Source organism: Micrococcus sp. TCR-5 (assembly GCF_052220525.1).
In the GTDB taxonomy this organism is placed as follows: Bacteria; Actinomycetota; Actinomycetes; order Actinomycetales; family Micrococcaceae; genus Micrococcus; species Micrococcus luteus.
Map to the genome: position 1 here is coordinate 1 of NZ_JBQPDO010000001.1, position 24,987 is coordinate 24,987.

A 24,987-nucleotide genomic window follows, 5' to 3' on the forward strand; every position below is an offset into this window, starting at 1 on the left:
TTCTCACGCGCCTGAATCTCGCCGTCATGGATCGACAGCACCTCGGTCTGTGCGCCAGCCCGCTCCAGAAGCGCCGCGCAGGCTCTGACTGACCGACATCAGGAAGCACTTCACGGCTGAGGAGAAGCTCTGTCTCTGCGCGAACAAGGCCGTCGCAGGCCGCGGCGGTGCAGCCGTGGTGGCTGGGTGCCTGGTGCACGAGGACCGGGGCTCGCAGTTCCGATCTGGCCTATTTCAGGACGCGCGCACCCGTCATGGGCCGATCGGCTTCGTACTCGACGTCCTGACGCGCGGTTCTGCCGGCCGGTCGGCCTGATCCCGCGCTCCGGGTGATCACGGCGTCGGATCGAGCCTGACAGGTCAGCGTCGGCGCCGTGGTGGATGGCATGCACCACCCCCACGAGCGCCGTGTCGCGTTCAGCACTCTGGTGGGCCTACCTGCCCCCTCACTCCGCCAGGAATTCCAGCAGGATCCGGTTGAACTCCTCGGAGTGGCTGATGCTGAAGCCGTGCGGGGCATCCTTGACGAGTTCGACGCGGCTGCCGTCGATCGCCTTGTGCGTCCGCTTGCCGGAGCCCTTGAACGGCACGATCTGGTCGGCGTCGCCGTGCAGGACCAGGGCCGGCACGGTCACTGCCGGCAGGTCGCGGCGGAAGTCGGTGGCCCCGAACGCGTCCATGCAGGCCAGCGCCGCCGTCTGGTCGGACTGCAGCGCCATCCGGATGGCCTCCTGGCGCTGCTCCTCGGTGACCTTGAGGCTGCTGGTCAGGCCGGCCAGCTTGGGGGTGGAGAAGAACGTCGTCGTGAAGTCGTCGAAGAACGACTCGCGGTCCTTCTCGAGACCCGCGCGCATCTCGGCGGCCTGCTTCTCGGTCAGCGGGCCGTCGGGGTTGTCGTCGGTCTTCAGCAGGTACGGGGGCACCGCGCCGGCGAACACCACCGAGTGGATCCGGTCCGCGCCGAACCGGGACATGTAGCGCGCCACCTCGCCACCGCCCATCGAGAAGCCCACGAGCGTCACGTCACGCAGGTCGAGCTCGGTGAGCAGACCGTGCAGGTCGGCGGTCATCGTGTCGTAGTCGTACCCGCCGGCGGGCTTCTCCGAGGCACCGAAGCCCCGCCGGTCATAGGTGATCACGCGGTAGTGCGGGGACAGGGCTGCGACCTGGTCCTTCCACGAGTCGAGGGTCAGCGGCCAGCCGTGGATGAGGACCACGGGACGCCCGTGGCCGGCCTCCTCCACGTTCAGTCCGATCGTGCCGTGGTCCGTGGGGATCTGCATGAGGGTCATGTGCGTCTGCCTTCCTGTGCTCTCGGGGGACGACGGCGGCGCTCGGCCGCCGCTTCCTCCTCACGCTAGGCACGCGCTCGGCACGTGTCAGGCTTCGGTCTCCGCCATCCTGCGCAGCGTCAGCGCGTTGAACGCGGCGTGGCCGTGGTTGTCGTTGTTGAAGTAGACGTAGGCGGGGCGCGCGCCCGCCGCGTCCGCGCCGGTCAGCTCCCGCAGCCGCTTCACCCAGGGGGAGAGCTCGGCGTCGGAGAACGATCCGCCGTAGCGCCAGTCCGGGTCCGCGTTGTGGAAGCGCACGTAGGCGAGGCGGCCGGTCGCGCGCAGCACCGGCTCCCGCCCGGCGATCACCGAGACCACGAACCCCGCCCCGTGCCGGTCGAGGAGGTCGAACACGTCCTCGTCCAGCCAGGACTCGTGCTGGACCTCCACCGCCACGCGCACCCGATCGGGCAGCAGGCCGAGGAACCCGGCGAGTCGGTCGTCGTCGCGGTGCAGGTTGACCGGCAGCTGCAGCAGCAGCGGCCCGGCGTGGTCACCGAGCAGGTCCAGGGTGTGCACGATGCGCTCCACCCAGTCCTGCGGCTCGTTGAGCTTGCGGTAGTGGGTGAGGTAGCGGGAGGCCTTGACGGCCATCTCGAAGCCGGCGGGCAGGCGCTCGCGCCATGCCTCGACGGTGCTGTCCGCCGGCCAGCGGTAGTGGGAGCCGTTGAGCTCGACCGTCCGGAAGCGCTCCGTGTAGTGGTCGAGCTGGTCGGCGATCCGCAGCCCCTGCGGGTAGAAGGTCCCGCGCCAGTGCCTGTAGGTCCAGCCGGAGGTCCCGATCCGCACGTCCATCCCCCGACGATAGCCCCGGCCCGGGTTCCCGGGTCTTGCCTTCACCCTCCGTCGCCCGCGTAGCGTCCCGCTGATCATCGCGGTGGCTCAGAGGTACGACCGGAAGATGGGCATCGGCTCCCTGATCGCCACGATGCTCCCGTCCTCGATCGCCTTCCTGCCCGCGTGCACCGGCATGGTCATCGGCTGGAGGTGGCTGGGCCTGCCGCTGGGCCCGAACGCCCGGTCCAGTACACACCGTGACCGGCCCGGTGCCCGCCCGCGACCCGGGCGCCCGTCCACTACTGTGACAGGAATGGACACGACGCGATTCGACGACGACCTGCGCGCGATGCTCGGCGAGGTGGAGTCGGACCGCCGCGGCGAGCCCTCCGACTACCTCGAGGACGTCGCCGGCCAGCATGTGGACGGCCTCGCCGTGGCGGTGTGCACGGTGGACGGCCACCAGGCCGCCGCCGGGGAGACCGAGCACGCCTTCGCGCTGCAGTCGGTCTCCAAGGTCCTCACCTACGCGGTGGTGCTGCAGGAGATCGGCCTGGACCACGTGCTGGAGGACGTGGGCGTCGAGCCCTCCGGTGAGTCGTTCAACCACCTGTCCCTGCACGACGACGGCCGGCCGTGCAACCCGCTGATCAACGCCGGCGCCATCCTGGTCCACTCCCTCCTGCCCGCCGGGGACGAGGATGAGCGGACGGCCCTGCTACTGCGCCGCTACAGCGCGATGGCCGGCGTCGAGCTGGAGGTCTGCGAGGACGTCCTCGACGCCGAGCGCACCCGCGCCGACCGCAACCTGGGCCTGGCCCACCTGCTCGCCGACGCCGGCCGGCTGCCCATCTCGGCCCGCGAGGCCGTGGCCGGGTACCTCGCGCAGTGCTCGGTCCTGGTCACCGCACCCCAGCTGGCCGTCATGGGCGCCACCCTCGCCGCTGGCGGCACGAACCCCGTGACGGGGGAGCGGGTGCTGGACGAGTGGGTAGCGCAGCAGGCGATGTCCGTGATGCTCACCTGCGGCATGTACGACGCCAGCGGCCAGTGGGTGGCCGAGGTCGGCGTGCCCGCGAAGTCCGGCGTCTCGGGCGCGCTGCTCGGCGCCGTGCCCGGGGCCCTGGGCATCGCCACGTGGTCGCCGCGCCTGGACGAGCAAGGTAACTCCCGGCGTGGCATCGGGTTGTTCGAGGGGCTCAGCGCACGCTGGGACCTGCACGTGCTCCAGCACCGTGGCGCCCTGCGCGGCCTCAGCGGGCCCCGCTGACCCCGCGTTGACGCCTAGCCGCCGCGGCGCCGTCGTCGCGTGGGCCACGCCGCCGACGACGCCGCGCCCCGTCCCTTGTCACCCTCTGGCGCTCGCCTCGTAGCATCGGGCCCATGACCACTCCAGAGAAGAAGGACGACGCCCCCGCGATCCCCGTGCGGGACTCGCAGCTGGCCCACGACGACCCGCGCACCCGCCACCCGAAGCTCCGCGTCGCCAAGCAGCGCCAGCCCGAGCCGGGCCTGGACGTGAAGACGGATCCCGTCCCGGACATCGGTCTGGACTCGTACCGGGGGATGGGCCGGCTGACCGGCCGCAAGGCCCTGATCACCGGCGGCGACTCCGGCATCGGTGCCGCGGTCGCCATCGCCTACGCCCGTGAGGGCGCGGACGTCGCCATCGCCTACCTGCCTCAGGAGCAGCCCGACGCCGACCGCGTCCTGGCGGCGATCGAGGCGGCCGGGCGCACCGCCGTCGCGTTGCCGGGCGACCTGATGGACGCCGACTACCGTGCCTCCCTCGTGGACGAGGCCGCGCAGCGCCTCGGCGGCCTGGACATCCTCGTGAACAACGCGGGCAAGCAGTTCATCTCCGATGACCTGACCGATCTCACCGACGAGCAGGTCCACGAGACGTTCCAGATCAACATCATGTCCATGTTCACGCTCAGCCGCGCCGCGCTGAAGCACATGGGCCCGGGCAGCACGATCGTGAACACCACCTCGGTGCAGGCCTACAACCCCAACCCGAGGCTCCTCGACTACGCGGCCACCAAGGGCGCCATCAACAACTTCACCAAGGGCCTGGCCGAGCAGCTCGGCCCGAAGGGCATCCGTGTCAACGCGGTGGCGCCCGGGCCCATCTGGACGGTGCAGCACGTGTCCTACGGTGAGCCCGAGGAGAAGCTGCCCGAGTTCGGCCACAGCACCCCGCTCGGCCGCGCCGGCCAGCCCGTGGAGATGGCGCCCGCCTACGTGTTCCTTGCCTCGGGCGAGTCCAGCTACGTCAACGGCGAGACCCTCAACGCCAACGGCGGCACGCCCACCCCGTGACCGCCCGCCTCCTCGCCGACGTCGACACCGGCATCGACGATGCCTGCGCCCTGCTCCACCTCGTGGGCGCCCACCGCCTCGGTGTCGGCCCCGAGCTCGCGGCCGTCACCACCACGGGCGGCAACGCGACCGCCCGGGACTGCGCCCTCAACACCGCCGCGGTGCTGGACCTGGCCGGTCGGGCCGACGTCGAGGTGGCCGTCGGTGCCGAGACCCCGTTGCGCCGGCCCGCGGTCACCACCCCGGAGACCCACGGCGACGGCGGTCTCGGCCATGCCCGGATCGATCGGCGCCCTGAGTGGCTCTCGCCCCGGCCCGCCGTGGAGGTGTGGCTGGACGAGCTGCGGGCCCACCCCGGGGAGACGACGATCCTCTGCACCGCGCCGCTGACGAACCTGGCCCTCGCGCTGCGCGTCGAGCCGCGCCTGCCGTTCCTCGCCCGCGGCATCGTGATCATGGGCGGCTCCTTCTATCATCCGGGCAACACCACGCCCACCGCCGAGTGGAACACCTGGGTGGACCCGGACGCCGCGAAGGAGGTGTTCGCGGCCTTCGAGGGCCTGCCCGAGGATCGCCTGCCGGTGGTGTGCGCGCTCGAGACCACGGAGCGGATCGAGTACACGCCGGCCCTGCTGGACGGCCTCCTGGCCGACGCCGGGGCCCGCCCCGTCGGCTGGTCCGCGGACCGACCGCGGGTCGCCGGGCCGGCCGCCGCGACCGGCCGCCCCGTCCTGGACGTGCTCGCCGACGCGCTGCGCTTCTACTTCGAGTTCCACCACGACTACGACCAGGGCTACATCGCCCACCTGCACGACCTCTTCGCCGCCCAGGTGGCCGCGGGCCAGGCCCGCATCGCCACGCGGGCCACCGTCGTCGACGTCGAGGCGGACTCGGAGCTGTTGCGCGGCACCACCGTCCACGACACGCGGGACATCTGGGGCAGGCGCCCCAACGCCCGGCTCGTCACGGCCAACGACCCCGCGGAGGTGTTCGCGGCCTTCGCCCGCGCGGTGGGCGCCGTCGTCGCGGGGGAGCGCACGCTCGACGGCGGTTCCCCGGCCCGGTGACCGCCGTCGGGAATGCCCCCCGTCCGCGTGCGGTTGCACCCGAGGCATCCGCCCGACCCCGACCCTCCAGGAGCTCCCTCATGACCGACGTTCCCACCGTCCCCTTCCACGACGGCCAGCAGATCCCGCAGCTCGGGCTCGGCGTGTGGCAGGTCGAGGACGACGTCGCGGCCGACGTCGTCGAGCAGGCGATCCGCGCCGGCTACCGCCACATCGACACCGCCGCGATCTACGGGAACGAGGAGGGCGTGGGCCGCGGCATCGCCGCGTCCGGCGTCGCCCGCGAGGAGCTGTTCCTCACCACCAAGGTGTGGAACTCGGACCAGGGCTACGAGGAGGCGCTCGCCGCCCTCGACGTCTCGCTCGACAAGCTCGGCACCGACTACGTCGACCTCTACCTCATCCACTGGGCCAAGCCGGCGCAGGGGAAGTACCTGGACACCTGGAAGGCCCTGATCGAGGCGCAGAAGCAGGGCAAGGTGCGCTCGATCGGCGTCTCCAACTTCCCGGCCGCCCAGCTCGAGGAGATCATCGAGGCCACCGGCGTGGTGCCCGTGATCCACCAGGTCGAGACCCACCCGTACTGGCAGCAGCGCGAGCTGCGCGAGGTCGAGGGCCGCCACGGCATCGTCCACGAGTCCTGGTCCCCGCTCGGTCAGGGCGGCGACCTCCTCGCCGACCCCGTGGTCACGGAGATCGCCGAGGCCCGCGGCGCGACGCCGGCCCAGGTGGTCATCGCGTGGCACCTCGCCCACGGCTTCGTGGTCATCCCCAAGTCCGTGACGCCCGAGCGCATCGTCTCGAACCTCGAGGCCGCGGGGGTGGAGCTGACCGACGACGACGTCGCCCGGATCGACGCGCTGGACCGCGAGGACGGCCGTCTCGGCCCCGACCCGGCGGTCATCGACTTCTGATCCAGCCGCCATCGCGCGCACCCGGCCCGTCCCCCTGGGGGCGGGCCGGTGATAGCTTTGCTCGAGAATGCCCGGCGACCGCCGCGCCGCCCGGGCGCATCTGTCCAGGCACTCCACGGAAGGCATGCACCATGTCCCACCAGGCTCCCCCCGCCGATGCGTCGAAGGTCCGCGCGCCGCGGACCGCCGTCCCGGTGACCCCGCAGACCCGCGCGAGCTCGCTGACCGACCTGCTCGGCGCCGTCGTGCGCCTGTTGCCCCTGCAGATGAAGGACGAGCTCGAGCTCGCCAAGAGGCACGTGGCCGCGAAGGGCAAGAAGGCCGGCATCGGCGCCGGCATCGCGGTGGTGGGCCTGTTCTTCCTCGCACTCATGGTGGTCGCCCTCGTGGTGACCCTGATCGGCGCCTTCGCCGACCCGACCTTCTGGTTCCCGGCGCTGATGGTGGCGCTGGCGTTCCTCGTGCTCGGCCTGATCTTCGCCGGCGTCGGCCTCATGATGGTCAAGGGCGCCATGCCGCTCGTGCCGCAGGAGATCGTGCGCAACCTCGAGTACGACCTCGGCTACCTCAAGGAGGGCAACGCCTTCGATCCGGCCGAGTACGACCGCCTCAAGGCGGAGCGCGCCGAGGCCAAGCGTGTCGAGGCCGCCCGCGAGGCCGAGCGGAAGAAGGTGGAGAAGGAGGAGAACAAGAAGGCCCGCAAGAACGGCGAGGCCGCTCCCCATCCGGACCGCGCCGACGCCAGCGAGGCGGAGATCCGTCGCCGTGCCGACCTGCGCCGCCGCCACCTGGGCGACATCCGCTCCGGCCTGGACGAGAAGACCAGCGTGAAGGGCCAGCTCGCGGCCTTCGCCGCGCAGCGCAAGGGTCGCGGCGTCACCCCCGAGACCGCACACGCCACCGAGCAGACCGCGCCGTTCACCGGTGCCGCCCGCGCGGGGGAGCGGACCGCCGAGGCCGAGGACTACGTGAAGGACAACTGGCAGCCGCTCGCGCTGCTCGGCGCCTCCTCCGCCGCGTTCGTGGCGCTCGCCGGCCGCCTGCGCCGCCGCTGACCCGGGGGGGGTGCCCGCCCTCCCCGGCCCCTGAGGCCCCGATCCCCACGGATCGGGGCCTCGTCGTCTGCGGGGAGGGGCGACGGCGTCGGTAGGCTGGGCGTGTGGGGCGCCCGGCGGGGGCGTCCGCCCGCGGACCCTGGAGGAGCGACCCATGCGTGTGATCGACGTCGGCCTGCGCGAGGGCCACGAGTACCGCGTCCGCGACACCTGGCTGACCGTGCCGAACCTCATCACCCTGGCCCGCTTCGCCCTGGTCCCGGTGTTCGTGTGGCTCACCGTCGACGGCCGGCACCTGGACGCGTTCGTGATCCTGGCGGTGCTCTCCGGCACGGACTGGGTGGACGGCTACGTGGCGCGCCGGTTCGACATGATCTCCACGGTCGGGCGGTGGCTCGACCCGGTGGCGGACCGCCTCTCCCTGCTGGTGGTGGCCGTGACGTTCGTGGCCACCGGTATCGCCCCGCTCTGGCTCGCCCTGGCCATCGCGATCCCGGACCTCGTGCTCGCCGCCGTGTGCCTGTGGCTGTTCGGCGGCAGCCCGGATCTGCCGGTCACGGTCCTGGGCAAGGTGCGCACCGCGCTGCTGCTGGTGGGCACGCCCCTGCTGCTGCTCGCCCGTGTGCCGGGGGTCGACGGCGGCCCGTGGAGCGGCGTGGCCCTGGCTCTGGTCGGCGCCGGTTGCCTGCTGCACATCCTCGCCGCGGGGGACTACCTCGTGCGCGCGGTGGGCAAGGCCCGCGGCCTGCGGGCGGACGGTCAGGACCCGCGCGAGCACCCGTCCCGCCGGGGCTGACCCCCTCGCGCATCCTCGTGCCGGCGCCGACGGTTGCTACCGTGGGACGCGCGCCGTGCCCGCGGCCGATCCTCACGGCACGGGCCGGGCGCCGTCGTGCCATCGCCACCACAGAGAGGGACCGCCGTGTCCGACCGTCCCGGGATCGCCGCCGACCGCCCCCTGAAGGTGCTGATCGCCGCAGACACCTATCCGCCGCACGTCAACGGGGCCGCCACCTTCGGCCACCGCCTCGCCACGGCGCTGCACGCGCGCGGCCACGAGGTCCACGTCGTGATGCCGCGCAGTGACGCCGGCCCGGACACCGTGGAGCACCGGCCGGAGGCCACCGTGCACCTGCTGCGCTCCCTGCCGGCGCCGACGCACGAGTACTACCGTGTGGTGCTCCCGCGGCATGCCAAGATCTCCTTCCGCCGCATCTACCGCGAGGTCCAGCCGGACGTCGTGCACGCCCAGTGCCACTACATGATCGGCGAGGCCGCCATCAACGAGGCCGAGCGGCGCCGCATCCGGATCGTCTCCACGAACCACTTCATGCCGGAGAACCTCGAGCCGTTCCTGCCGTTCCCGCAGTGGTTCCTGGACATCGTCTCCCGGGTGTCGTGGAAGGACATGGGTCGACTCATGGGCAAGGGCGCGGTGGTCACCACCCCCACGGCCCTCGCCGCGCAGGCCATGGCCGAGCACGCCGGCCTGGACAACGTTCTCCCGGTCTCCAACGGCATCGACGCGAGCGCCTACGAGCTGCAGCCGGGGGAGAGGGTGGACCATCCCGGCCATCCGGTCGTGCTCTTCGTGGGGCGGCTGGCCGTGGAGAAGAACGTGGAGGTGCTGATCCGTGCGATCGCGCACCTGGCCCGCACCCGCCCCGACCTGGACGTGCACGCCGAGATCGTCGGCGACGGCGAGCAGCGCGACCGCATCCGTGCCACGGTGGACGAGGAGGGGGTGGCCGACCGCGTCCTGCTGCGCGGCCACGTCTCCGAGGAGGAGCTGCGGGCGGCCTACCTGCGCGCCGACGTGTTCTGCCAGCCGGGCACGGCGGAGCTGCAGTCCCTCGTGACCCTCGAAGCGCTCAGCGCGTCCACCCCGGTGGTCCTCGCGGACGCCCTCGCGTTGCCCCACCTCGTGGACGAGGGCGTCAACGGCCACCTCTTCCCGCCCGGGGACCACGTGGCCCTGGCCGATCGGATCGCCCGGATCCTCGACCTCTCGGACGCGGACCGCGCCGCCATGGGCGAGGCGTCCCACGCGAAGGCCCTGCATCATTCCGCCCAGAAGACGGTGGACATCTTCGAGCGCCTCTACCGCGGCGCGACGGCCGCCGAGGTCCGCGCGATGCTCTGAGACCCGTCGGTAGGATGGGCGGGTCCCGCGCGATGCCGCGGGGGAGGGGCGTTAGCTCAGTCGGTCAGAGCAGGGGACTCATAATCCCTGGGTCGCGGGTTCAAGTCCCGCACGCCCTACAGAAAACGGCCCCCGGCCGCGCGGTATGGCGCGGGCCGGGGGCCGTCGTCGTGCCGGTGCTCAGTAGCGGGCGGCCACCGCGAGCATGTCGGACTTCATGATCGTCGTGGAGGTGAACACTAGGCCCGCGTCCTCGTTGAGGGCGTGGGCGAGCTGGCCGCCGCCCATGTACATGGCCGTGTGGTAGATGCGGCCGGTGGACTGGTTCGCATAGAACACGAGGTCGCCGGGCTGGGCCTGGGAGATCGGCACGTAGGACTTCGCGGCGAGGTACTGGTCGCCGGCGCGGCGCGGGATGGAGATGCCGGCCCGGGCCATGGCCTGCTGGGTGAGGCCGGAGCAGTCGAAGCCGGAGGGGCCGTTGCCGCCCCACACGTAATAGGAGGACGGGTTCCGGACGGCGGAGCGCACGTAGTCGACGGCAGCCTGCTTGGACGCGGGCGCCGGCGCAGGGGCGACGGCGGGGGCGCTGGAGGTGGAGACCGAGGTGGTCTTCAGGACCATCCCCGGGTGGAGCATGGTCGAGGAGCTCATGCCGTTGATGGACTGCAGGATCGAGGCGGACACCCCCGTGCGGTAGGAGATGATCCACCAGCCGTCGCCGGCCAGCACGGTGTAGGTCGAGCCCGAGGTGGACGGCGCCGGGGCCGGGGTCGGGGTGGCAGTGCCGGAGGTCTTGAGGACCATGCCGGGATGCAGCACGGTCGCGGCGGTCATGCCGTTGAGCGACTGCAACCTGGACATGGAGACGCCGGTGCGCTGGGCGATGATCCACCAGCCGTCGCCGGAGCGGACGGTGTAGGCGGTCTCGGCGGCCTGGGCGGTCTCGGCGACGGACACGGTGCCGACGCCGGTCAGGGCGGCGGCGCCCAGGGCGAGGGCCACGGAGGCGGCGGCGGTGCGGGGGGCGCGACGCACAGCGGCGTGCGAGGAGGTCACGGACATCGGATCTTCTTCCCGGACAGGACCTGCGGCCCGTGAGGGCGGTGCCTCCGGGCGATGCCCGGAACGAGGCCGGACCGCGGGTGCGAGTTGACGAGCAGTGCGGATGACCGGGTACGCGAGGACGCGGAGGAAGCCCCGGTGTGGCGGATCGGCTGTAACCGATCCGTGATCAAGATACACGATCGTTATCGAAACGCAATCAGAAATTCGGATGACGTCCAGGTGGCCGATCGGCGCTCGACGCGCCCCGGTCGGCACCTACCGTGCACGGCTGTCCCCGCCCCTCTCCGGCGCGGCGCTAGCGTGGTGCGGGTGAGCCCCTCCCGCCCCCTGCGCCTGCTGATGGACGCCCGCTACACCCGCACCGACTTCCACGACGGCATCTCCCGCTACGGCGCGAGCCTCATCGAGGCGGTCGCCCGCCGGACCGACGCGCCGGGCCCGGAGGGGGCCGACGTCGAGGTCGAAGTCGCGATGCTGATCTCGGACGAACGACAGCTGGCCCTGCTCCCGGACGGCGTGCCGTGGCACCTCGTCTCCGGCCCCACCTCCCCACGCGAGCCGTTCGTGGCCCGTCAGGTCGCGCGCCTGCGACCGGACGTCGTCTTCTCGCCCATGCAGACCATGGGGTCGTGGGGGCGGGACTACGCGCTGATCCTCACGCTCCACGACCTCATCTACTACGAGCACCGCACCCCGCCGCGGAACCTGCCCGAGCCGATCCGCTGGCTGTGGCGGGCCTACCACCTGACCAAGACCCCGCAGCGGCTCCTGCTCGACCGCGCGGACGCGGTCGCCACGGTCTCCCGGACGACGGCGGAGCTCATCGACCGGCACCGCCTCACCCGGCGTCCGGTCCACGTCATCGCCAATGCGGCGCAGACGGTACCGGAGCCGCGTGACCCGGACGAGACCCCGGACCGCACGCTGCTCTACATGGGCTCGTTCATGGACTACAAGGACGTCGAGTCCCTCGTGGCGGCCGCGCCCCTGCTGCCGGGCTACGCGCTGCACCTGCTCTCCCGCATCAGCCCGGAGCGCCGCGGGCAGCTCGAGGCCCGGCTGGCCGCGCGCCGCGCCGCCGCGGGGGCCGCCGGCGCGGACGTGGTCTTCCACGACGGCACCGACGAGGCCGAGTACGTGCGCCTGCTCCGCCGGGCCACCGCGGCCGTCACCCTCTCCCGCGCCGAGGGCTTCGGCCTGCCCGTGGCCGAGGCGATGGCCCATGGCACGCCGGTGGTGTGCTCGGACCTGCCGATCTTCCGCGAGATCGCCGGCGCGGGCACCCCGTCCTTCCGGGGTGTCCCGCTCGAGGGGGACCGGGCGGCCGCGCTCGCGGCCCGTGTGCGGGAGCTCGAGGACCCCGCCGAGTTCGCCGCGGCCTCCCGGGCGAGCGTCGCCCAGGCGGCCCGGTTCAGCTGGGACGAGTCCGCCTGCCGGCTTCTGGACCTCACGGCCGCGCTGGGTGTGGCGCGGCGTGTGGCCAGAGCACGGACGGGCCGCTCCAGCCGATGAGCACCAGCGGGTCGAGGTAGCGGTCGAAGGCCGCGTCCCCCACCCGCCAGCCATCGGGCTCCCGCACGCCCCAGTGCACGCACGCCCGCGGGCAGTGGGGTGGCGTCCCGGCCAGCCGCCCCACGGGGTCGCCCGCGTCGACGACGGCCCCCACCGCGACGTCGGCCTCCACCGGCTCGAGGGAGCTGCGGGTCCCGTCCGCGTGCTCGAGGGTCAGCACGGGGCGGTCGACCACGACCCCGGCGAACACGACCCGACCCGCCGCCGGCGCCCGGACCACCGCGCCGGACGGCACGGCGAGGTCCACGCCCCGGTGCCCCCGACCCCACGGTCGCTCGGGCGCGACGAACGCGCGGAGCACGTCATCCGGGGCGGCGCCGGCAACGGGCGGGTGCCACGCGACCGGCGCGGCCGTCGCGTCCGGACCTGCCGGGGACGCCGCGACGAGCAGCAGCGCGTCGCGCGTGGACGGTGCGGGCGTGGACCGCGACACGGGGTCGAGGTCGCCCATCCCCAGGACGAGCCAGGCGAGGAGGGCTGCCGCGACGCACCCCGCGATGCGCGGACGCGGGATCGGACGGGGGAGGAGCGTGCGAGGGGTCATGGCGTCAGCCTGGCGTCCCGGGCGGCCGCGTGGCGGGCCCGCAGTCCGATCGTGGAGAGCGCCCGCCGCACCGGCCCCTGTGCAGGAGTCGGCGATGGGAGTGGACGCCCACCTGGGGTAGGATTCACCTCAGCGGTGTCCTGTGGCCGGCCCTGTGCTGTGCCCCGGACACCGACTCCGCGCATTGCGGTGGGTCGCTTCAGCGGCCCAGCCCCCACGCTCGGTCCCGTCCCCGCCGTCCTCCTGGAGAGGGCGTCGGCGCGGGTGCTCGTGGGGCCCGGCAGCCCGCCGTCGTGATGCCAGGGGCCGCCCGACCGGGCCGGCCGCCAACCGTCAAGAAATCGACCGGCAGACCGCCCGCGCGTGAAGCGCGGGGTGCCACGGCTGCCACAGAAGGGAACGTCATGCCCGTCGTGACCATGCGCCAGCTCCTCGACTCCGGTGTCCACTTCGGCCACCAGACCCGCCGCTGGAACCCCAAGATGAAGCGCTTCATCTTCACCGAGCGCAACGGCATCTACATCATCGACCTCCAGCAGTCGCTGTCCTACATCGACCGCGCCTACGAGTTCGTCAAGGAGACCGTCGCCCACGGCGGCACCATCCTGTTCGTCGGCACCAAGAAGCAGGCCCAGGAGGCCATCGCGGAGCAGGCCGGCCGCGTGGGCATGCCCTACGTGAACCACCGCTGGCTCGGCGGCATGCTGACCAACTTCTCCACCGTCTCCAAGCGCGTGCAGCGCATGAAGGAGCTCGAGGAGATCGACTTCGAGGACGTGGCCGGCTCGCAGTTCACCAAGAAGGAGCTGCTGCTGCTCAACCGTGAGCTGGAGAAGCTGCAGGCCAACCTCGGCGGCATCCGCAACATGGCCAAGACCCCCTCCGCCGTGTGGGTCGTGGACACCAAGAAGGAGCACCTGGCCGTCGACGAGGCCCAGAAGCTCGGCATCCCGGTCGTCGCCATCCTGGACACCAACTGCGATCCGGACGAGGTCGCCTACCCGATCCCGGGCAACGACGACGCCATCCGCTCCGTGAACCTGCTGACCCGCGTGGTCGCGGACGCCGTCGCCGAGGGCCTGATCGCCCGCCAGGGCGGCAAGTCCGGCCAGGCGGCCGCCGAGCCGATGGCCGAGTGGGAGCGCGAGCTGCTCGAGCAGCACAACGCCCAGCAGGCTGAGCAGGCCGAGGCCCCCGCCGCCGAGGCCCCCGCCGCCGAGGCGCCGGCCGAGCAGGCCGAGGCCCCCGCCGCCGAGGCCGCCCCGCAGGGCGAGTGATCCCGGCCGGCCCGTCGGCCCGGCCCCAGCCGGCCGGGCCGACGGGCCGGATCAGACCCCGAACATCCCGCACAACCCACACCACGGGAAGGACCGAACGAGCATGGCGAACTACACCGCTGCTGACATCAAGGCCCTGCGCGAGCGCACCGGCGCCGGCATGATGGACGTGAAGAAGGCTCTGGACGAGGCCGACGGCGACGCCGAGAAGGCCATCGAGATCATCCGCGTGAAGGGCCTCAAGGGCGCCACCAAGCGCGAGGGCCGCTCCGCCGCCGAGGGCCTCGTGGCCGCGACCGTCGAGAACGGCGTCGGCGTCATGATCGAGCTCAACTGCGAGACCGACTTCGTGGCCAAGGCCGACAAGTTCATCGCCCTGGGCGACGTGGTGCTGCGCGCCGCCGTCGCCTCCGGCGCCACCGACGTCGACGGCCTGCTGGCCTCCGACTACGAGGGCCGCACCCTGGGCGACTACGTGACCGAGGAGGGCGCCCTGCTGGGCGAGAAGGTGGCCGTGCGCCGCCTGGCCCGCGTGGAGGGCGCCTTCGTGGACGCCTACCTGCACAAGACCTCCAAGGACCTGCCGGCCCAGGTGGGCGTGCTCCTCGCCGTGGACGCCGACTCCGCCGACGCCAAGACCGCCGCGCACGACATCGCCGTGCACACCGCGGCCTACTCGCCCACGTACCTCACCCGTGAGGACGTGCCGGCCGAGACCGTCGAGAACGAGCGTCGCATCGCCGATGAGACCGCCCGTGCCGAGGGCAAGCCGGAGCAGGCCCTGCCGAAGATCGTGGAGGGCCGCCTGACCGGCTTCTTCAAGGAGATCGTGCTCGTGGACCAGCCGTTCGCGAAGGACCCGAAGCAGACCGTCGGCAAGGTCGCCTCCGACGCCGGCACCAACGTCACCGGGTTCGCCCGCTTCCGCGTCGGCAACTGACCGCCGCACCCGGACCGGCCGCTCCCGGTCCACGCCCCGCGGGGGCGTAGGATCGGGAGCGACCCGAGGTCCACTCCGGCGCCGGACGGCGCCGACGACCATCGCATGACGGGGTGGCCGCCCCGACCGGGCGGCCACCCCGTCCGCGTGTCCGCCCCCGGACGGCCGTCCCCGGCCCGACCCCCACCGACCAGGAGATGCTTCCCATGGAGACGAACCGCGCCCCCGAGGACCCGACCACCGCCCACGCCCCGCAGACCTCGGACGACACCGGCCGCCGTCGCGTGCTCCTGAAGCTCTCGGGCGAGGTGTTCGGCGGCGGCAAGATCGGCGTGGACCCGGAGACCGTCCGCGGCATCGCCGAGCAGATCGCCGCCGCGGCGGACCAGGTGGAGATCGCGATCGTCGTCGGCGGCGGCAACTTCTTCCGTGGCGCCGAGCTGTCCGAGAACGGGATGGACCGCCGTCGGGCCGACTACATGGGCATGCTCGGCACCGTGATGAACTGCCTGGCCCTGCAGGACTTCCTCATCCAGGCCGGGGTCACCACGCGCGTGCAGTCCGCCATCCACATGGAGCAGGTGGCGGAGTCCTACATCCCGCTGCGCGCCATCCGCCACATGCAGAAGGGCCGCGTCGTGATCTTCGGCGCCGGCACCGGCCTGCCCTACTTCTCCACGGACACCGTGGCGGCCCAGCGTGCCCTCGAGGTCGGGGCGGACGAGGTCCTGATGGCCAAGTCCGGCGTGGACGGCGTCTACACCGCGGACCCCAAGAAGGACCCCACCGCCGAGCGCCTCACGCACCTGACCTACGACGAGGCGCTGCTGCGGAACATCCGCGTGATGGACCTGACCGCCATGACCATGTGCAAGGACAACGACCTGGACATGCGCGTGTTCGGCATGGAGGGCCCGGGCAACGTGACCCGCGCCCTGCTCGGCGAGCCGATCGGCACCACCGTCACCGTCTGAGGCCCGCCGCGTAGGATGGCGGCAGACCTGTTCCACCACACCGAGGAGACACCGTGATCCAGGAGACCCTGCAGTCCGCCGAAGAGCAGATGGACCGCACCATCGAGGCCACGCGTGAGGACTTCGCCTCCGTGCGCACCGGCCGCGCCAACCCGGGCCTCTACTCCAAGGTGATGGTCGACTACTACGGCTCGTTCACCCCGCTGCAGCAGCTGGCGTCCTTCACCACCACGGACGCCCGCACGCTGCTCATCACGCCGTTCGACCAGTCGGCCCTGCGCAACATCGAGAAGGCCCTGTCCGAGTCCGAGGTCGGCGCGAACCCGTCCAACGACGGCAAGGTCATCCGCATCGTGATGCCGGAGCTGACCGAGGAGCGCCGCAAGGAGTACGTGAAGCTGGTCAAGTCCAAGGCGGAGGAGCACAAGATCTCCGTGCGCAATGCCCGCCGCAAGGCCAAGGAGGCCATGGACAAGGCCGTCAAGGACGGCGAGGTCGGCGAGGACGAGGGCGCCCGCGGCGAGAAGGAGCTGGACGCGCTCACCAAACGCCACGTCGAGCTCATCGACGAGATGGCCAAGAACAAGGAGCAGGAGCTGCTGGAGGTCTGAGCCTCCCGCCGTCCGCGCTCGCCCCATGACCTCCCCATGACCTCCGCCGTGTCCACCTCGCCCGCACCTCCGCGCGGCGGCCGCGACCTCAAGTCCGCCGTCCTCGTGGGGGTGGGGCTGCTGGCGACGGCCCTGGTCGGCCTCTTCTGGCTCGACTGGCTGCTGGTCGTGCTCGTGGTCGCCCTGCTGGTCGGCGCGGTGTCCGAGATCGCGACGGCGGTGCGCGGCATCGGCCTGGACGTGCCGCGGCCCCCGCTCTGGGTGGCCGCGGCGGTCCTGCCGCTCACCGCGTGGCGGTGGGGGGTGCCCGCGCTGTTCATCGCCCTGGTGGCATGCCTGGCGCTGGTGGCCGTGTGGACGGCGCTGACGCGCCGGCGTCCGGCGGGCCAGTTCATGCTCGCGGGCGTGTTCATCGTGCTGTGGGCGCCGTTCCTGCTCTCCTTCGCCGCGGCGCTCCTGGACGAGCCGCTGGGGCACCGCATGGTGGCGGTCCTGCTGCTGATGGTGGTCTCCAACGACACGTTCGGCTACATCGTGGGCTACCGCTTCGGCCGCACCCCGATCGCCCCGCGCATCAGCCCCAAGAAGTCCTGGGAGGGCCTGGCCGGCTCCCTGGCGGGCTCGGTGCTGGTGGGCGTCGTCGCCGTCCCCCTGCTGGTCGGCCAGCCGTGGTGGGTCGGCGCCGTCCTCGGCGTGACCACCGTCGCCGCCGCCACCGCGGGGGACTTCTCCGAGTCCATGGTCAAGCGTGAGCTCGGCATCAAGGACATGTCCTCCGCCCTGCCCGGCCACGGCGGCGTGATGGACCGCCTGGACTCCCTCGTGTTCGCCTCGCCGGTGGCCTACACCGTGCTGGCGCTGCCCCTGACCTGATCCACCCCTCGACCCGGCACGTCCGGGACCCGCACCGCAGGAGACGCCCATGACCCCCCGCACCACCCCGGACACCGAGCCGGTCTTCGAGCTCGTCGAGCAGGACGAGATCGGCTACGAGACCACCCACGTGGACGCCTTCATGGCGCGTGCCCGTGAGGCGCGCGACGGCGGTGCCCCGCTGACGGCGGAGGAGGTGCGCCAGGCCCGCTTCGCGACCGTCAACGGCGGCTACGCCACCGACGAGGTGGACGACGAGCTGGACCGTCTGGAGGAGGAGCTGGCCGCCGCCGAGCGTCAGGCCTTCGTCGCCGAGCGCGGGGACGAGGACTGGGCCGCGGACCTCGAGGAGCGCGTGGCCGAACTCGTGGCCCGCGCCGATCGGGCCCCGGCGGAGCGCTTCCGCCGCCCCTCCCGCGCGGACGCTGTGAGCTACGACGTGGACCAGGTGGACGCGCTCGTGGACCGCCTGCGCGTCACCCTGGCCGGCGCGGAGGGCTCGACGGATCCCGACGCCGAGGGCGGGCTGACCGCGGACGACGTGCGCCGCGCGTCGTTCGGCGAGGCGGAGGGTGCCGCCGGCTACGAGGAGGGCCAGGTCGACGCCTACCTCGACGCCGCCGTCGACGTGCTGCTGCGCCGCGCCTGACACCCTGCCCTCGCGCGGCGGCCCGGGAGAGTGGCGCAGATCACACTGGAGTGATTACAATCACACCACCGAGACGCCGCGCGCTCCACCCCTGCTCGCGCATGCGTACAACTCCCTCGCCCCGCACCGTGGGCGTCGATCGGAAGGCAGTGCAGTGACCCTCGTGGACCACACCCGTCCCACCGGCGGACAGTCCGCCGGCTCTCCGCCCCCGGCGGGCCCGGCCGAGGCCGTGATGCTCCAGGTGCTCGACGCGGAGGGCCGCCGCCGTCCGCAGCCGGAGCTCGACCCGTGGATCGAGGACGTCGACGCCGACGCCCTCGCCGCGCTGTACCGCCAGATGGCCGTGGTCCGTCGCCTCGACGTCGAGGCCACGCACCTGCAGCGTCAGGGCGAGCTGGCCCTGTGGCCGCCGCTGCTGGGCCAGGAGGCCGCCCAGGTGGGCTCCGCCGTCGCGCTGCGCCCGGACGACTTCGTCTTCCCGTCCTACCGCGAGAACGGCGTGGCCCTGCTGCGCGGCGTCCCCGCGCTGGACCTGCTGCGGGTGTGGCGCGGCTCCACGTTCTCGAGCTGGGACCCGAACGAGACGCGGGTGGCCACCCAGCAGATCATCATCGGCGCGCAGGCCCTGCACGCCGTCGGCTATGCGATGGGCGTCCAGCGGGACCAGGCGGACGTCGCCACGATCGTCTACTTCGGCGACGGCGCCACGAGCCAGGGAGACGTCAACGAGGCCATGGTCTTCAGCGCCTCGTACCAGTCGCCCGTGGTGTTCTTCTGCCAGAACAACCACTGGGCCATCTCCGAGCCCGTGCGCCTGCAGACCCGCCGCAGCATCGCGGACCGCCCGTGGGGCTTCGGCATCCCGTCGATGCGCGTGGACGGCAACGACGTCCTGGCCGTGCTCGCCGCGACCCGCGCCGCCGTCGAGCGCGCGGCCGACGGGGGCGGTCCCACCTTCATCGAGGCCGTCACCTACCGCATGGGCCCGCACACCACCGCGGACGACCCCACCCGCTACCGGGACGACGCCGAGCTCGAGGCCTGGAAGGCCCGTGACCCGTTGACCCGCGTGGAGGCGCACCTGCGCACCCTCGATGTGGACGTGGACGCCGTGCTCGCACAGGCCCAGGCCGAGGCCGACGAGCTGGCGGCGGAGGTCCGCCGCGCCCTCGAGGCGCTCGAGGAGGACGGCGCGGACAGGCTCTTCGACGAGATCTACGCGGAGCCCCACCAGGAGCTCGAGCGGCAGCGCCGCGAGCACGCCCTCTACCTGCAGCAGTTCGACGACGAGGAGGCGGGCGCGTGAGCGAGCGCATGACCTTCGGCCGTGCGATCAACCGCGGCCTGCACCGTGCCCTGGCCGACGATCCCAAGGTCCTGCTCATGGGCGAGGACATCGGCGCCCTCGGCGGCGTGTTCCGCATCACCGACGGCCTGCAGGCCGAGTTCGGCGAGGACCGGGTGCTCGACACCCCGCTGGCCGAGTCCGGCATCGTGGGCACGGCCATCGGCCTGGCGATGCGCGGCTACCGGCCCGTCGTCGAGATCCAGTTCGACGGCTTCGTGTACCCCGCGTTCGACCAGATCGTGGCGAACCTGGCCAAGCTGCGCGCCCGCACCCGCGGCGCCGTGCCGATGCCGGTCACCATCCGCATCCCCTTCGGCGGCGGCATCGGCTCCCCGGAGCACCACTCCGAGTCGCCCGAGGCCTACTTCCTGCACACCGCGGGCCTGCGCGTGGTCTCCCCGTCCTCCCCACAGGAGGGGTACGACCTCATCCGCGCCGCGATCGCCTCGGAGGACCCGGTGGTCTACCTCGAGCCCAAGCGTCGCTACCACGACAAGGGCGACGTGGACCTGGACGTCGCGATCCCGCCGATGAGCCCGGCCCGCATCCTGCGCGAGGGCCGTGACGCCACGCTCGTGGCCTACGGCCCGCTCGTGAAGACCGCCCTGCAGGCCGCCGAGGTGGCGGCCGAGGAGGGCGTCGAGGTCGAGGTGGTCGACCTGCGCAGCCTGTCCCCGCTGGACACCGGCCTCGTCGAGTCCTCGGTGCGGCGCACCGGCCGGCTCGTCGTGGCGCACGAGGCCTCCCGCACCGGCGGCCTCGGCGCCGAGCTCGTGGCCACGGTGGCCGAGCGCGCGTTCCACTGGCTCGAGGCCCCGCCGGTGCGCGTCACCGGCATGGACGTGCCCTACCCGCCGTCCAAGCTCGAGCACCTGCACCTGCCGGACCTCGACCGCATCCTCGACGGCCTGGACCGTGCTCTGGGCCGGCCGAATTCGCTGGACTCCGTGGACGCGTTCGCCGCCCCCGAGACCGCCGAGCAGTTCCTCGCGGCCCAGAACGCCGGGGAGGAGACCCGATGAGTCAGAAGACCTTCCGCCTGCCCGACCTCGGCGAGGGCCTGACCGAGTCCGAGATCGTGACGTGGCGCGTGGCCGAGGGCGACGCGGTGAGCGTGAACCAGGTGCTCGCCGACGTCGAGACGGCCAAGGCCGTGGTCGAGGTCTCGAGCCCGTTCGCGGGCGTCGTCGCGGCCCTGCACGGCGCCGAGGGTGAGACCCTCGAGGTCGGTGCGCCCCTGGTGACCTTCACCCTCGAGGGCGCCGAGCCCGACGTCGGCGGGCCCGCCGAGGGCGACGGCCGCGTGCCCACCCTCGTCGGCTACGGCGCCGCGCCGGACACCGGCAAGCCCGGCCGCCGTGCGCGGCGCGGCTCCGCGGCCCCGGCGACGTCGGCCGCCCCGGCGGGCGAGCCCGCCCGCGGACAGGCGCCGTCCACGTCGGAGGCGGCCCCCGCCGGCGCCGGGCGCCCGCAGCCCGAGGCCGCCGAGCCCGCCCGCGCGGACGCGGCGCCCAAGGCGGTGCGGGGCGCGGCGTCGGGCGAGCGACCCCGGTGCACTCCGCCCGTGCGCCTGTACGCGCGCCGCGCGGGCGTGGATCTGGAGCAGGTCACCGGCACGGGTGTGGGCGGGGTCATCACCCGCGCGGACGTCGAGGCGTTCCTGGCCGGGGGCGGGCAGCCCGCGGCCGCGGCGACGCCGCCGCAGTCCGACGCCGAGTCGGGCTCGACCGGGGGCGTCCGCACCCTGGGCGGCCGCCCGCGCACCGAGGCCGTGCCGGTCAAGGGCGTGCGCAAGGCGACCGCGGCGGCCATGGTGCAGTCCGCGTTCACCGCCCCGCACGTGACCGAGTTCCTGCAGGTGGACGTCACCGAGACCATGGAGCTGCTCGCCGAGCTCAAGGCCTCCCGCGAGTTCCGGGACGTCAAGCTCACGCCCATGACGCTCGCCGCCAAGGCGTGCCTCGTGGCGATGGAGCGCACCCCGGACGTCAACGCCCGGTGGGACGAGGCCGCCGGGACGATCGTCCAGCAGAACTTCGTGAACCTCGGTTTCGCCGCCGCCACCCCCCGCGGGCTGATGGTGCCGAACGTCAAGGACGCCCAGGCGATGAGCCTGAGGGAGCTGGCCGACGCCATCCGCGATCTCACGGGCCTCGCCCGCGAGGGGCGGCTGTCCCCGGCGGATCTGGCCGGCGGCACCTTCACGCTCACGAACGTCGGGGTGTTCGGCGTGGACGCGGGCACCCCGATCATCAACCCGGGTGAGGGGGCGATCATCGCGATCGGCCAGGTCCGGAGGATGCCGTGGGAGCATCGCGGCGAGATCGCCCTGCGGGACGTCATGACGCTGTCCCTCTCGTTCGACCACCGCTTCGTGGACGGCGAGCAGGGCTCGCGCTTCCTCGCGGACGTCGGCGCGATCCTGCGCCGCCCGGGTCTGACCCTGACCATGGTCTGACGGCCCCGGACGCGCCGCGGCCCCGCCACCCGGTCACCGGGAGGCGGGGCCGTCGTCGTGGCAGGCCGGTGCGGCCGCCGGCACGGCGGGGGCCGCGGGGCGCGCTCAGTCGGCGGCGGGCAGCTCCATCACGAGCTCGGTGATGACCTCGGCACGGGCGTTGGAGAAGACCTTCTCCTCGCCGACGGTCTCGAAGCCGCGGCGGGAGAGCACCTTCACGGAGCCCACATTGTCCTCGGGGACGTGCGCCCGCAGCGGGCGGGCGGTGTGCTCCTCCAGGAACCGGTCCACGGCCGCGGTCGTCAGCCCCAGGCCCCAGTAGTCCTGCGCGGTCCAGAAGGACAGCTCGCCCACGCCGTCCTGCTCGGTGCACACGAGCGCGCCCACGGCGCGGCCCTCGTGCTCGATGGTCCGCACGACGGTGTCCTCGTCCCCGAGCAGGTGGGCCCAGTGGTAGTCGAAGACGCCGCGGTCCCGGGGGTTGCGGGGGGCGAAGGCGGACATCAGGTTGGCCTGCTCGTCCTGCTGGTGGAGGAAGAACTCGTCCAGATCCTCGGGTCGGACGTCACGAAGAAGCACGGCGGTGGACCTCTCGGGGCGGGGTTCGACGGCGTCCGCCGTCGCGGGTACCGGCCACCGTACCACCGGGCACGACGTCGGCCCGCCGGGCCGGTGCCGCCCGCTCAGTCCTCGCCGGAGAGCGGCCCGGGGGCCGTGGCCGCGGCCCAGGCCATGGCCACGAGGGTCGCGCGGCGGGCCGCGCGGTCGGCCGCGGTGCGCCGCACCGAGCGGGGGGTGGAGTTGAGCAGGCCCAGCACGGCCTGGGCGCGGAACACGGCGGTGGCCTGGTCCTCGCGGGGGTGGACGACCTGCAGCTGGCGCGCCCACACGTCGATGTAGGCGCGCTGGGTGCGCGTGATGGCCGTGCGCGCGCCGTCGGGCAGGGCGGACATGTCGCGGTCCTGCACGCGGATCACGTCGCGCTGGGCGAGGGCGAAGTCCGCCTGGAAGCCGATGAGGGCCCGCAGGGTCTCCGCCCCCGGCGCGTGCTGCGCCTCGGCGGCCAGCCCGCCGTCGAGCAGGTCCTGCGAGGCCGTGTCGAGGATCGCCGTGAGCACGGCGGCCTTGCCGGCGAAGTGGCGGTAGATGGCGGGGCCGCTGATCCCGACCGCGGCGCCGATGTCCTCGAGGCGGACCGCGTCGAAGCCCCGGGCCGCGAACAGTCGCGCCGCGGCCGCGAGCAGGTCCACCCGGCGTCGGGCCTTGGCGGCCTCCCGGGCGGTCGGCGGGGTCGCCGGGGCGGCGGGGGACGCGGGATCGGCGGCGGGCATGGGTTCCACTGTAGGACGGGACGAGGCGCGCCGGGCGCCCGGTCGACGTCAGTGACGATCGTCACTACACTGAGGCTCGGTTCAGTTAGTCGTCATTCACTGAAGGGGGTCTCATGACCGCCAGCACCCCGGCCCCGGCCGCGCAGTCCGCGCCCACCGTGGCCGAGCGCAACGCGGCCGGCCACGCTCGGCTCGAGCAGGAGCTCGCCGACCTCGTCGCCCGCACGTCGCTCGGCGGGCCCGAGCGCTCGCGCGAGCGCCACACCGGCCGCGGCAAGCTGCTGGTGCGGGACCGCATCGACGCGCTGCTCGACGAGGGCTCGCCCTTCCTCGAGGTCGGCGCGCTGGCCGCGCACGGCCTGTACGGCGGGGACAGCCCCGCCGCCGGCGTCGTGGCGGGCATCGGCCTGGTCCACGGCCGCCTCGTGATGGTGGTGGGCAACGACGCCACCGTGAAGGGCGGCACCTACTACCCCATGACGGTGAAGAAGCACCTGCGGGCCCAGGAGATCGCCCTGGAGAACCGCCTGCCGTGCATCTACCTCGTGGACTCCGGCGGCGCGTTCCTGCCCCGCCAGGACGAGGTCTTCCCGGACCGCGAGCACTTCGGCCGCATCTTCCGGAACCAGGCGCTGCTCTCCTCGCAGCGCATCCCGCAGCTGGCCGCGGTGTGCGGCTCCTCCACGGCGGGCGGCGCGTACGTGCCGGCCATGTCGGACGAGACCGTGATCGTGCGCGAGCAGGGCACCATCTTCCTCGGCGGCCCCCCGCTCGTGAAGGCCGCGATCGGGGAGGACATCTCGCCCGAGGACCTCGGCGGCGGCCGGCTGCACGCCGAGCGCTCCGGCGTCGCGGACCACCTGGCGGACGACGACCTGCACGCCATGCAGATCCTCCGGGACATCGTGGCCACCCTGCCCCCAGCCGAGGCGCCGGCCTGGGAGGTCGCCCCCGCCGCGGAGCCCGCCAAGGACCCGGCCGAACTGACCAGCGTCGTGCCCGTGGACGTGAACACCCCCTACGACGTGCGCGAGGTGATCGACCGCCTCGTGGACGGCGGCTCCGTCCACGAGTTCAAACCCCTCCACGGCACCACCCTGGTCACCGCGTTCGCACGGATCGACGGCCATCCCGTGGGTGTCCTCGCCAACAACGGCATCCTGTTCGGCGACTCCGCCCGCAAGGGTGCGCACTTCATCGAACTGTGCGACCAGCGCGGCATCCCGCTGCTGTTCCTGCAGAACATCTCCGGCTTCATGGTGGGCCGGGACGCGGAGGCCGGCGGCATCGCGCGCGACGGCGCCAAGATGGTCACCGCCGTCGCCACCGCCCGCGTGCCCAAGCTGACCGTGGTGATCGGCGGCTCGTTCGGCGCCGGCAACTACGCGATGTGCGGCCGCGCCTACTCACCCCGCTTCCTGTGGATGTGGCCGAACGCGCGCATCTCCGTGATGGGCGGCCCGCAGGCCTCCTCCGTGCTCACGCAGATCAAGCAGGACCAGCGGGCCGCCGCGGGGGAGGAGCCGATGTCCTCCGAGGAGGTCGAGGCCTTCCAGGCGCCGGTCCGTCGGCAGTACGAGGACCAGGGCAGCCCCCTGTACTCCACCGCCCGCCTCTGGGACGACGGGGTGATCACCCCCGGCCAGACCCGCCGGGTGCTCTCCCTGGCCCTCGACGTCATCTCCCGTTCCCCGCTGCCGGACTCCCGGTTCGGCCTGTTCCGCATGTGA

The 24,987-nt window shown here is 73.0% G+C and carries 24 protein-coding genes and 1 tRNA gene; 19 read left to right on the plus strand and 6 right to left on the minus strand.

Features of this window, described 5'->3' with window-relative positions; all coding sequences use genetic code 11:
- Positions 1-446: 446 nt before the first annotated feature.
- Both ACTSKS_RS00005 and ACTSKS_RS00010 read right to left on the minus strand, forming a co-directional pair.
- On the minus strand, positions 447-1,292 hold the full coding sequence (locus ACTSKS_RS00005; RefSeq protein ID WP_010079170.1) for an alpha/beta fold hydrolase: 846 nt from the start codon (positions 1,290-1,292) through the stop codon (positions 447-449).
- 87 nt (positions 1,293-1,379) lie between these two features.
- Positions 1,380-2,126: a DUF72 domain-containing protein gene (locus tag ACTSKS_RS00010; protein ID WP_186315076.1), complete on the minus strand. Its 747-nt coding sequence runs from the start codon at positions 2,124-2,126 to the stop codon at positions 1,380-1,382.
- 76 nt (positions 2,127-2,202) lie between these two features.
- On the opposite strand from ACTSKS_RS00010, the gene glsA reads away from it, so the two are divergent.
- The 8 genes from glsA to ACTSKS_RS00050 all read left to right on the plus strand — a co-directional run bounded on the left by glsA (position 2,203) and on the right by ACTSKS_RS00050 (position 9,728).
- The gene (glsA, locus tag ACTSKS_RS00015) at positions 2,203-3,378 is read left to right on the plus strand and encodes a glutaminase A (protein WP_257997773.1); all 1,176 of its coding nucleotides are present in this window, start codon (positions 2,203-2,205) and stop codon (positions 3,376-3,378) included.
- Between the two features lie 113 nt (positions 3,379-3,491).
- Positions 3,492-4,430 (plus strand): SDR family oxidoreductase, encoded by a 939-nt coding sequence (locus tag ACTSKS_RS00020; protein ID WP_134416499.1) that lies wholly within the window; start codon positions 3,492-3,494, stop codon positions 4,428-4,430.
- Complete coding sequence (locus tag ACTSKS_RS00025; RefSeq protein ID WP_170721242.1) at positions 4,427-5,497, plus strand: nucleoside hydrolase; 1,071 nt, start codon at positions 4,427-4,429, stop codon at positions 5,495-5,497. The genes ACTSKS_RS00020 and ACTSKS_RS00025 overlap by 4 nt, the downstream gene beginning before the upstream one ends.
- Positions 5,498-5,577: 80 nt before the next feature.
- A complete protein-coding gene (locus ACTSKS_RS00030) occupies positions 5,578-6,411 on the plus strand; it encodes an aldo/keto reductase (RefSeq protein ID WP_044659469.1) in 834 nt (277 codons plus the stop codon).
- 131 nt (positions 6,412-6,542) lie between these two features.
- A complete protein-coding gene (locus tag ACTSKS_RS00035; protein WP_078026177.1) occupies positions 6,543-7,466 on the plus strand; it encodes a phage holin family protein in 924 nt (307 codons plus the stop codon).
- 154 nt (positions 7,467-7,620) lie between these two features.
- Positions 7,621-8,262 carry a CDP-alcohol phosphatidyltransferase family protein gene (locus tag ACTSKS_RS00040; RefSeq protein ID WP_020624488.1) on the plus strand — a complete coding sequence of 214 codons (642 nt, stop codon included), beginning with the start codon at positions 7,621-7,623 and terminating at the stop codon, positions 8,260-8,262.
- Positions 8,263-8,388: 126 nt separating this feature from the next.
- A complete protein-coding gene (locus tag ACTSKS_RS00045; protein ID WP_020624489.1) occupies positions 8,389-9,609 on the plus strand; it encodes a glycosyltransferase in 1,221 nt (406 codons plus the stop codon).
- Positions 9,610-9,654: 45 nt separating this feature from the next.
- Positions 9,655-9,728 (plus strand) — tRNA-Ile (locus tag ACTSKS_RS00050).
- Between the two features lie 61 nt (positions 9,729-9,789).
- Here the strand turns inward: ACTSKS_RS00050 and ACTSKS_RS00055 are convergent.
- The gene (locus ACTSKS_RS00055; protein ID WP_036339471.1) at positions 9,790-10,674 is read right to left on the minus strand and encodes a LysM peptidoglycan-binding domain-containing C40 family peptidase; all 885 of its coding nucleotides are present in this window, start codon (positions 10,672-10,674) and stop codon (positions 9,790-9,792) included.
- Positions 10,675-10,986: 312 nt separating this feature from the next.
- On the opposite strand from ACTSKS_RS00055, the gene ACTSKS_RS00060 reads away from it, so the two are divergent.
- On the plus strand, positions 10,987-12,189 hold the full coding sequence (locus ACTSKS_RS00060) for a glycosyltransferase (protein WP_206452029.1): 1,203 nt from the start codon (positions 10,987-10,989) through the stop codon (positions 12,187-12,189).
- On the opposite strand, the gene ACTSKS_RS00065 is transcribed toward ACTSKS_RS00060, so the two are convergent.
- Positions 12,125-12,793 carry a murein hydrolase activator EnvC family protein gene (locus ACTSKS_RS00065; protein WP_240968783.1) on the minus strand — a complete coding sequence of 223 codons (669 nt, stop codon included), beginning with the start codon at positions 12,791-12,793 and terminating at the stop codon, positions 12,125-12,127. The genes ACTSKS_RS00060 and ACTSKS_RS00065 overlap by 65 nt on opposite strands.
- A gap of 404 nt (positions 12,794-13,197) precedes the next feature.
- On the opposite strand from ACTSKS_RS00065, the gene rpsB reads away from it, so the two are divergent.
- From rpsB to ACTSKS_RS00110, 9 genes are all read left to right on the plus strand, one after another.
- Positions 13,198-14,070, plus strand: a complete 873-nt coding sequence (gene rpsB / locus ACTSKS_RS00070; RefSeq protein WP_170721398.1) for a 30S ribosomal protein S2 — start codon at positions 13,198-13,200, stop codon at positions 14,068-14,070.
- Positions 14,071-14,173: 103 nt separating this feature from the next.
- The gene (gene tsf / locus ACTSKS_RS00075) at positions 14,174-15,010 is read left to right on the plus strand and encodes a translation elongation factor Ts (protein WP_010079157.1); all 837 of its coding nucleotides are present in this window, start codon (positions 14,174-14,176) and stop codon (positions 15,008-15,010) included.
- A 206-nt stretch (positions 15,011-15,216) separates the two neighbouring features.
- Positions 15,217-15,984: a UMP kinase gene (pyrH, locus tag ACTSKS_RS00080; RefSeq protein ID WP_002857706.1), complete on the plus strand. Its 768-nt coding sequence runs from the start codon at positions 15,217-15,219 to the stop codon at positions 15,982-15,984.
- 53 nt (positions 15,985-16,037) lie between these two features.
- The gene (frr, locus tag ACTSKS_RS00085; protein ID WP_036314042.1) at positions 16,038-16,595 is read left to right on the plus strand and encodes a ribosome recycling factor; all 558 of its coding nucleotides are present in this window, start codon (positions 16,038-16,040) and stop codon (positions 16,593-16,595) included.
- A 36-nt stretch (positions 16,596-16,631) separates the two neighbouring features.
- On the plus strand, positions 16,632-17,468 hold the full coding sequence (locus ACTSKS_RS00090; RefSeq protein ID WP_044659473.1) for a phosphatidate cytidylyltransferase: 837 nt from the start codon (positions 16,632-16,634) through the stop codon (positions 17,466-17,468).
- Positions 17,469-17,517: 49 nt separating this feature from the next.
- Positions 17,518-18,117 carry a DivIVA domain-containing protein gene (locus ACTSKS_RS00095; RefSeq protein ID WP_041105097.1) on the plus strand — a complete coding sequence of 200 codons (600 nt, stop codon included), beginning with the start codon at positions 17,518-17,520 and terminating at the stop codon, positions 18,115-18,117.
- Between the two features lie 154 nt (positions 18,118-18,271).
- Positions 18,272-19,426 carry a pyruvate dehydrogenase (acetyl-transferring) E1 component subunit alpha gene (gene pdhA / locus ACTSKS_RS00100; protein ID WP_041105099.1) on the plus strand — a complete coding sequence of 385 codons (1,155 nt, stop codon included), beginning with the start codon at positions 18,272-18,274 and terminating at the stop codon, positions 19,424-19,426.
- Between the two features lie 8 nt (positions 19,427-19,434).
- Positions 19,435-20,490 carry an alpha-ketoacid dehydrogenase subunit beta gene (locus tag ACTSKS_RS00105; protein ID WP_044659478.1) on the plus strand — a complete coding sequence of 352 codons (1,056 nt, stop codon included), beginning with the start codon at positions 19,435-19,437 and terminating at the stop codon, positions 20,488-20,490.
- Complete coding sequence (locus tag ACTSKS_RS00110; RefSeq protein WP_442927194.1) at positions 20,487-21,926, plus strand: dihydrolipoamide acetyltransferase family protein; 1,440 nt, start codon at positions 20,487-20,489, stop codon at positions 21,924-21,926. Before ACTSKS_RS00105 ends, ACTSKS_RS00110 begins: the two co-directional genes overlap by 4 nt.
- Positions 21,927-22,031: 105 nt before the next feature.
- On the opposite strand, the gene ACTSKS_RS00115 is transcribed toward ACTSKS_RS00110, so the two are convergent.
- On the minus strand, positions 22,032-22,505 hold the full coding sequence (locus ACTSKS_RS00115; RefSeq protein ID WP_052007008.1) for a GNAT family N-acetyltransferase: 474 nt from the start codon (positions 22,503-22,505) through the stop codon (positions 22,032-22,034).
- A gap of 104 nt (positions 22,506-22,609) precedes the next feature.
- Entirely contained in the window at positions 22,610-23,257 is a 648-nt protein-coding gene (locus tag ACTSKS_RS00120; protein ID WP_036338402.1) for a TetR/AcrR family transcriptional regulator, read from the minus strand.
- 113 nt (positions 23,258-23,370) lie between these two features.
- Here ACTSKS_RS00120 and ACTSKS_RS00125 point away from each other — a divergent pair, with 113 nt between their 5' ends.
- Entirely contained in the window at positions 23,371-24,987 is a 1,617-nt protein-coding gene (locus ACTSKS_RS00125; RefSeq protein ID WP_135039875.1) for a carboxyl transferase domain-containing protein, read from the plus strand.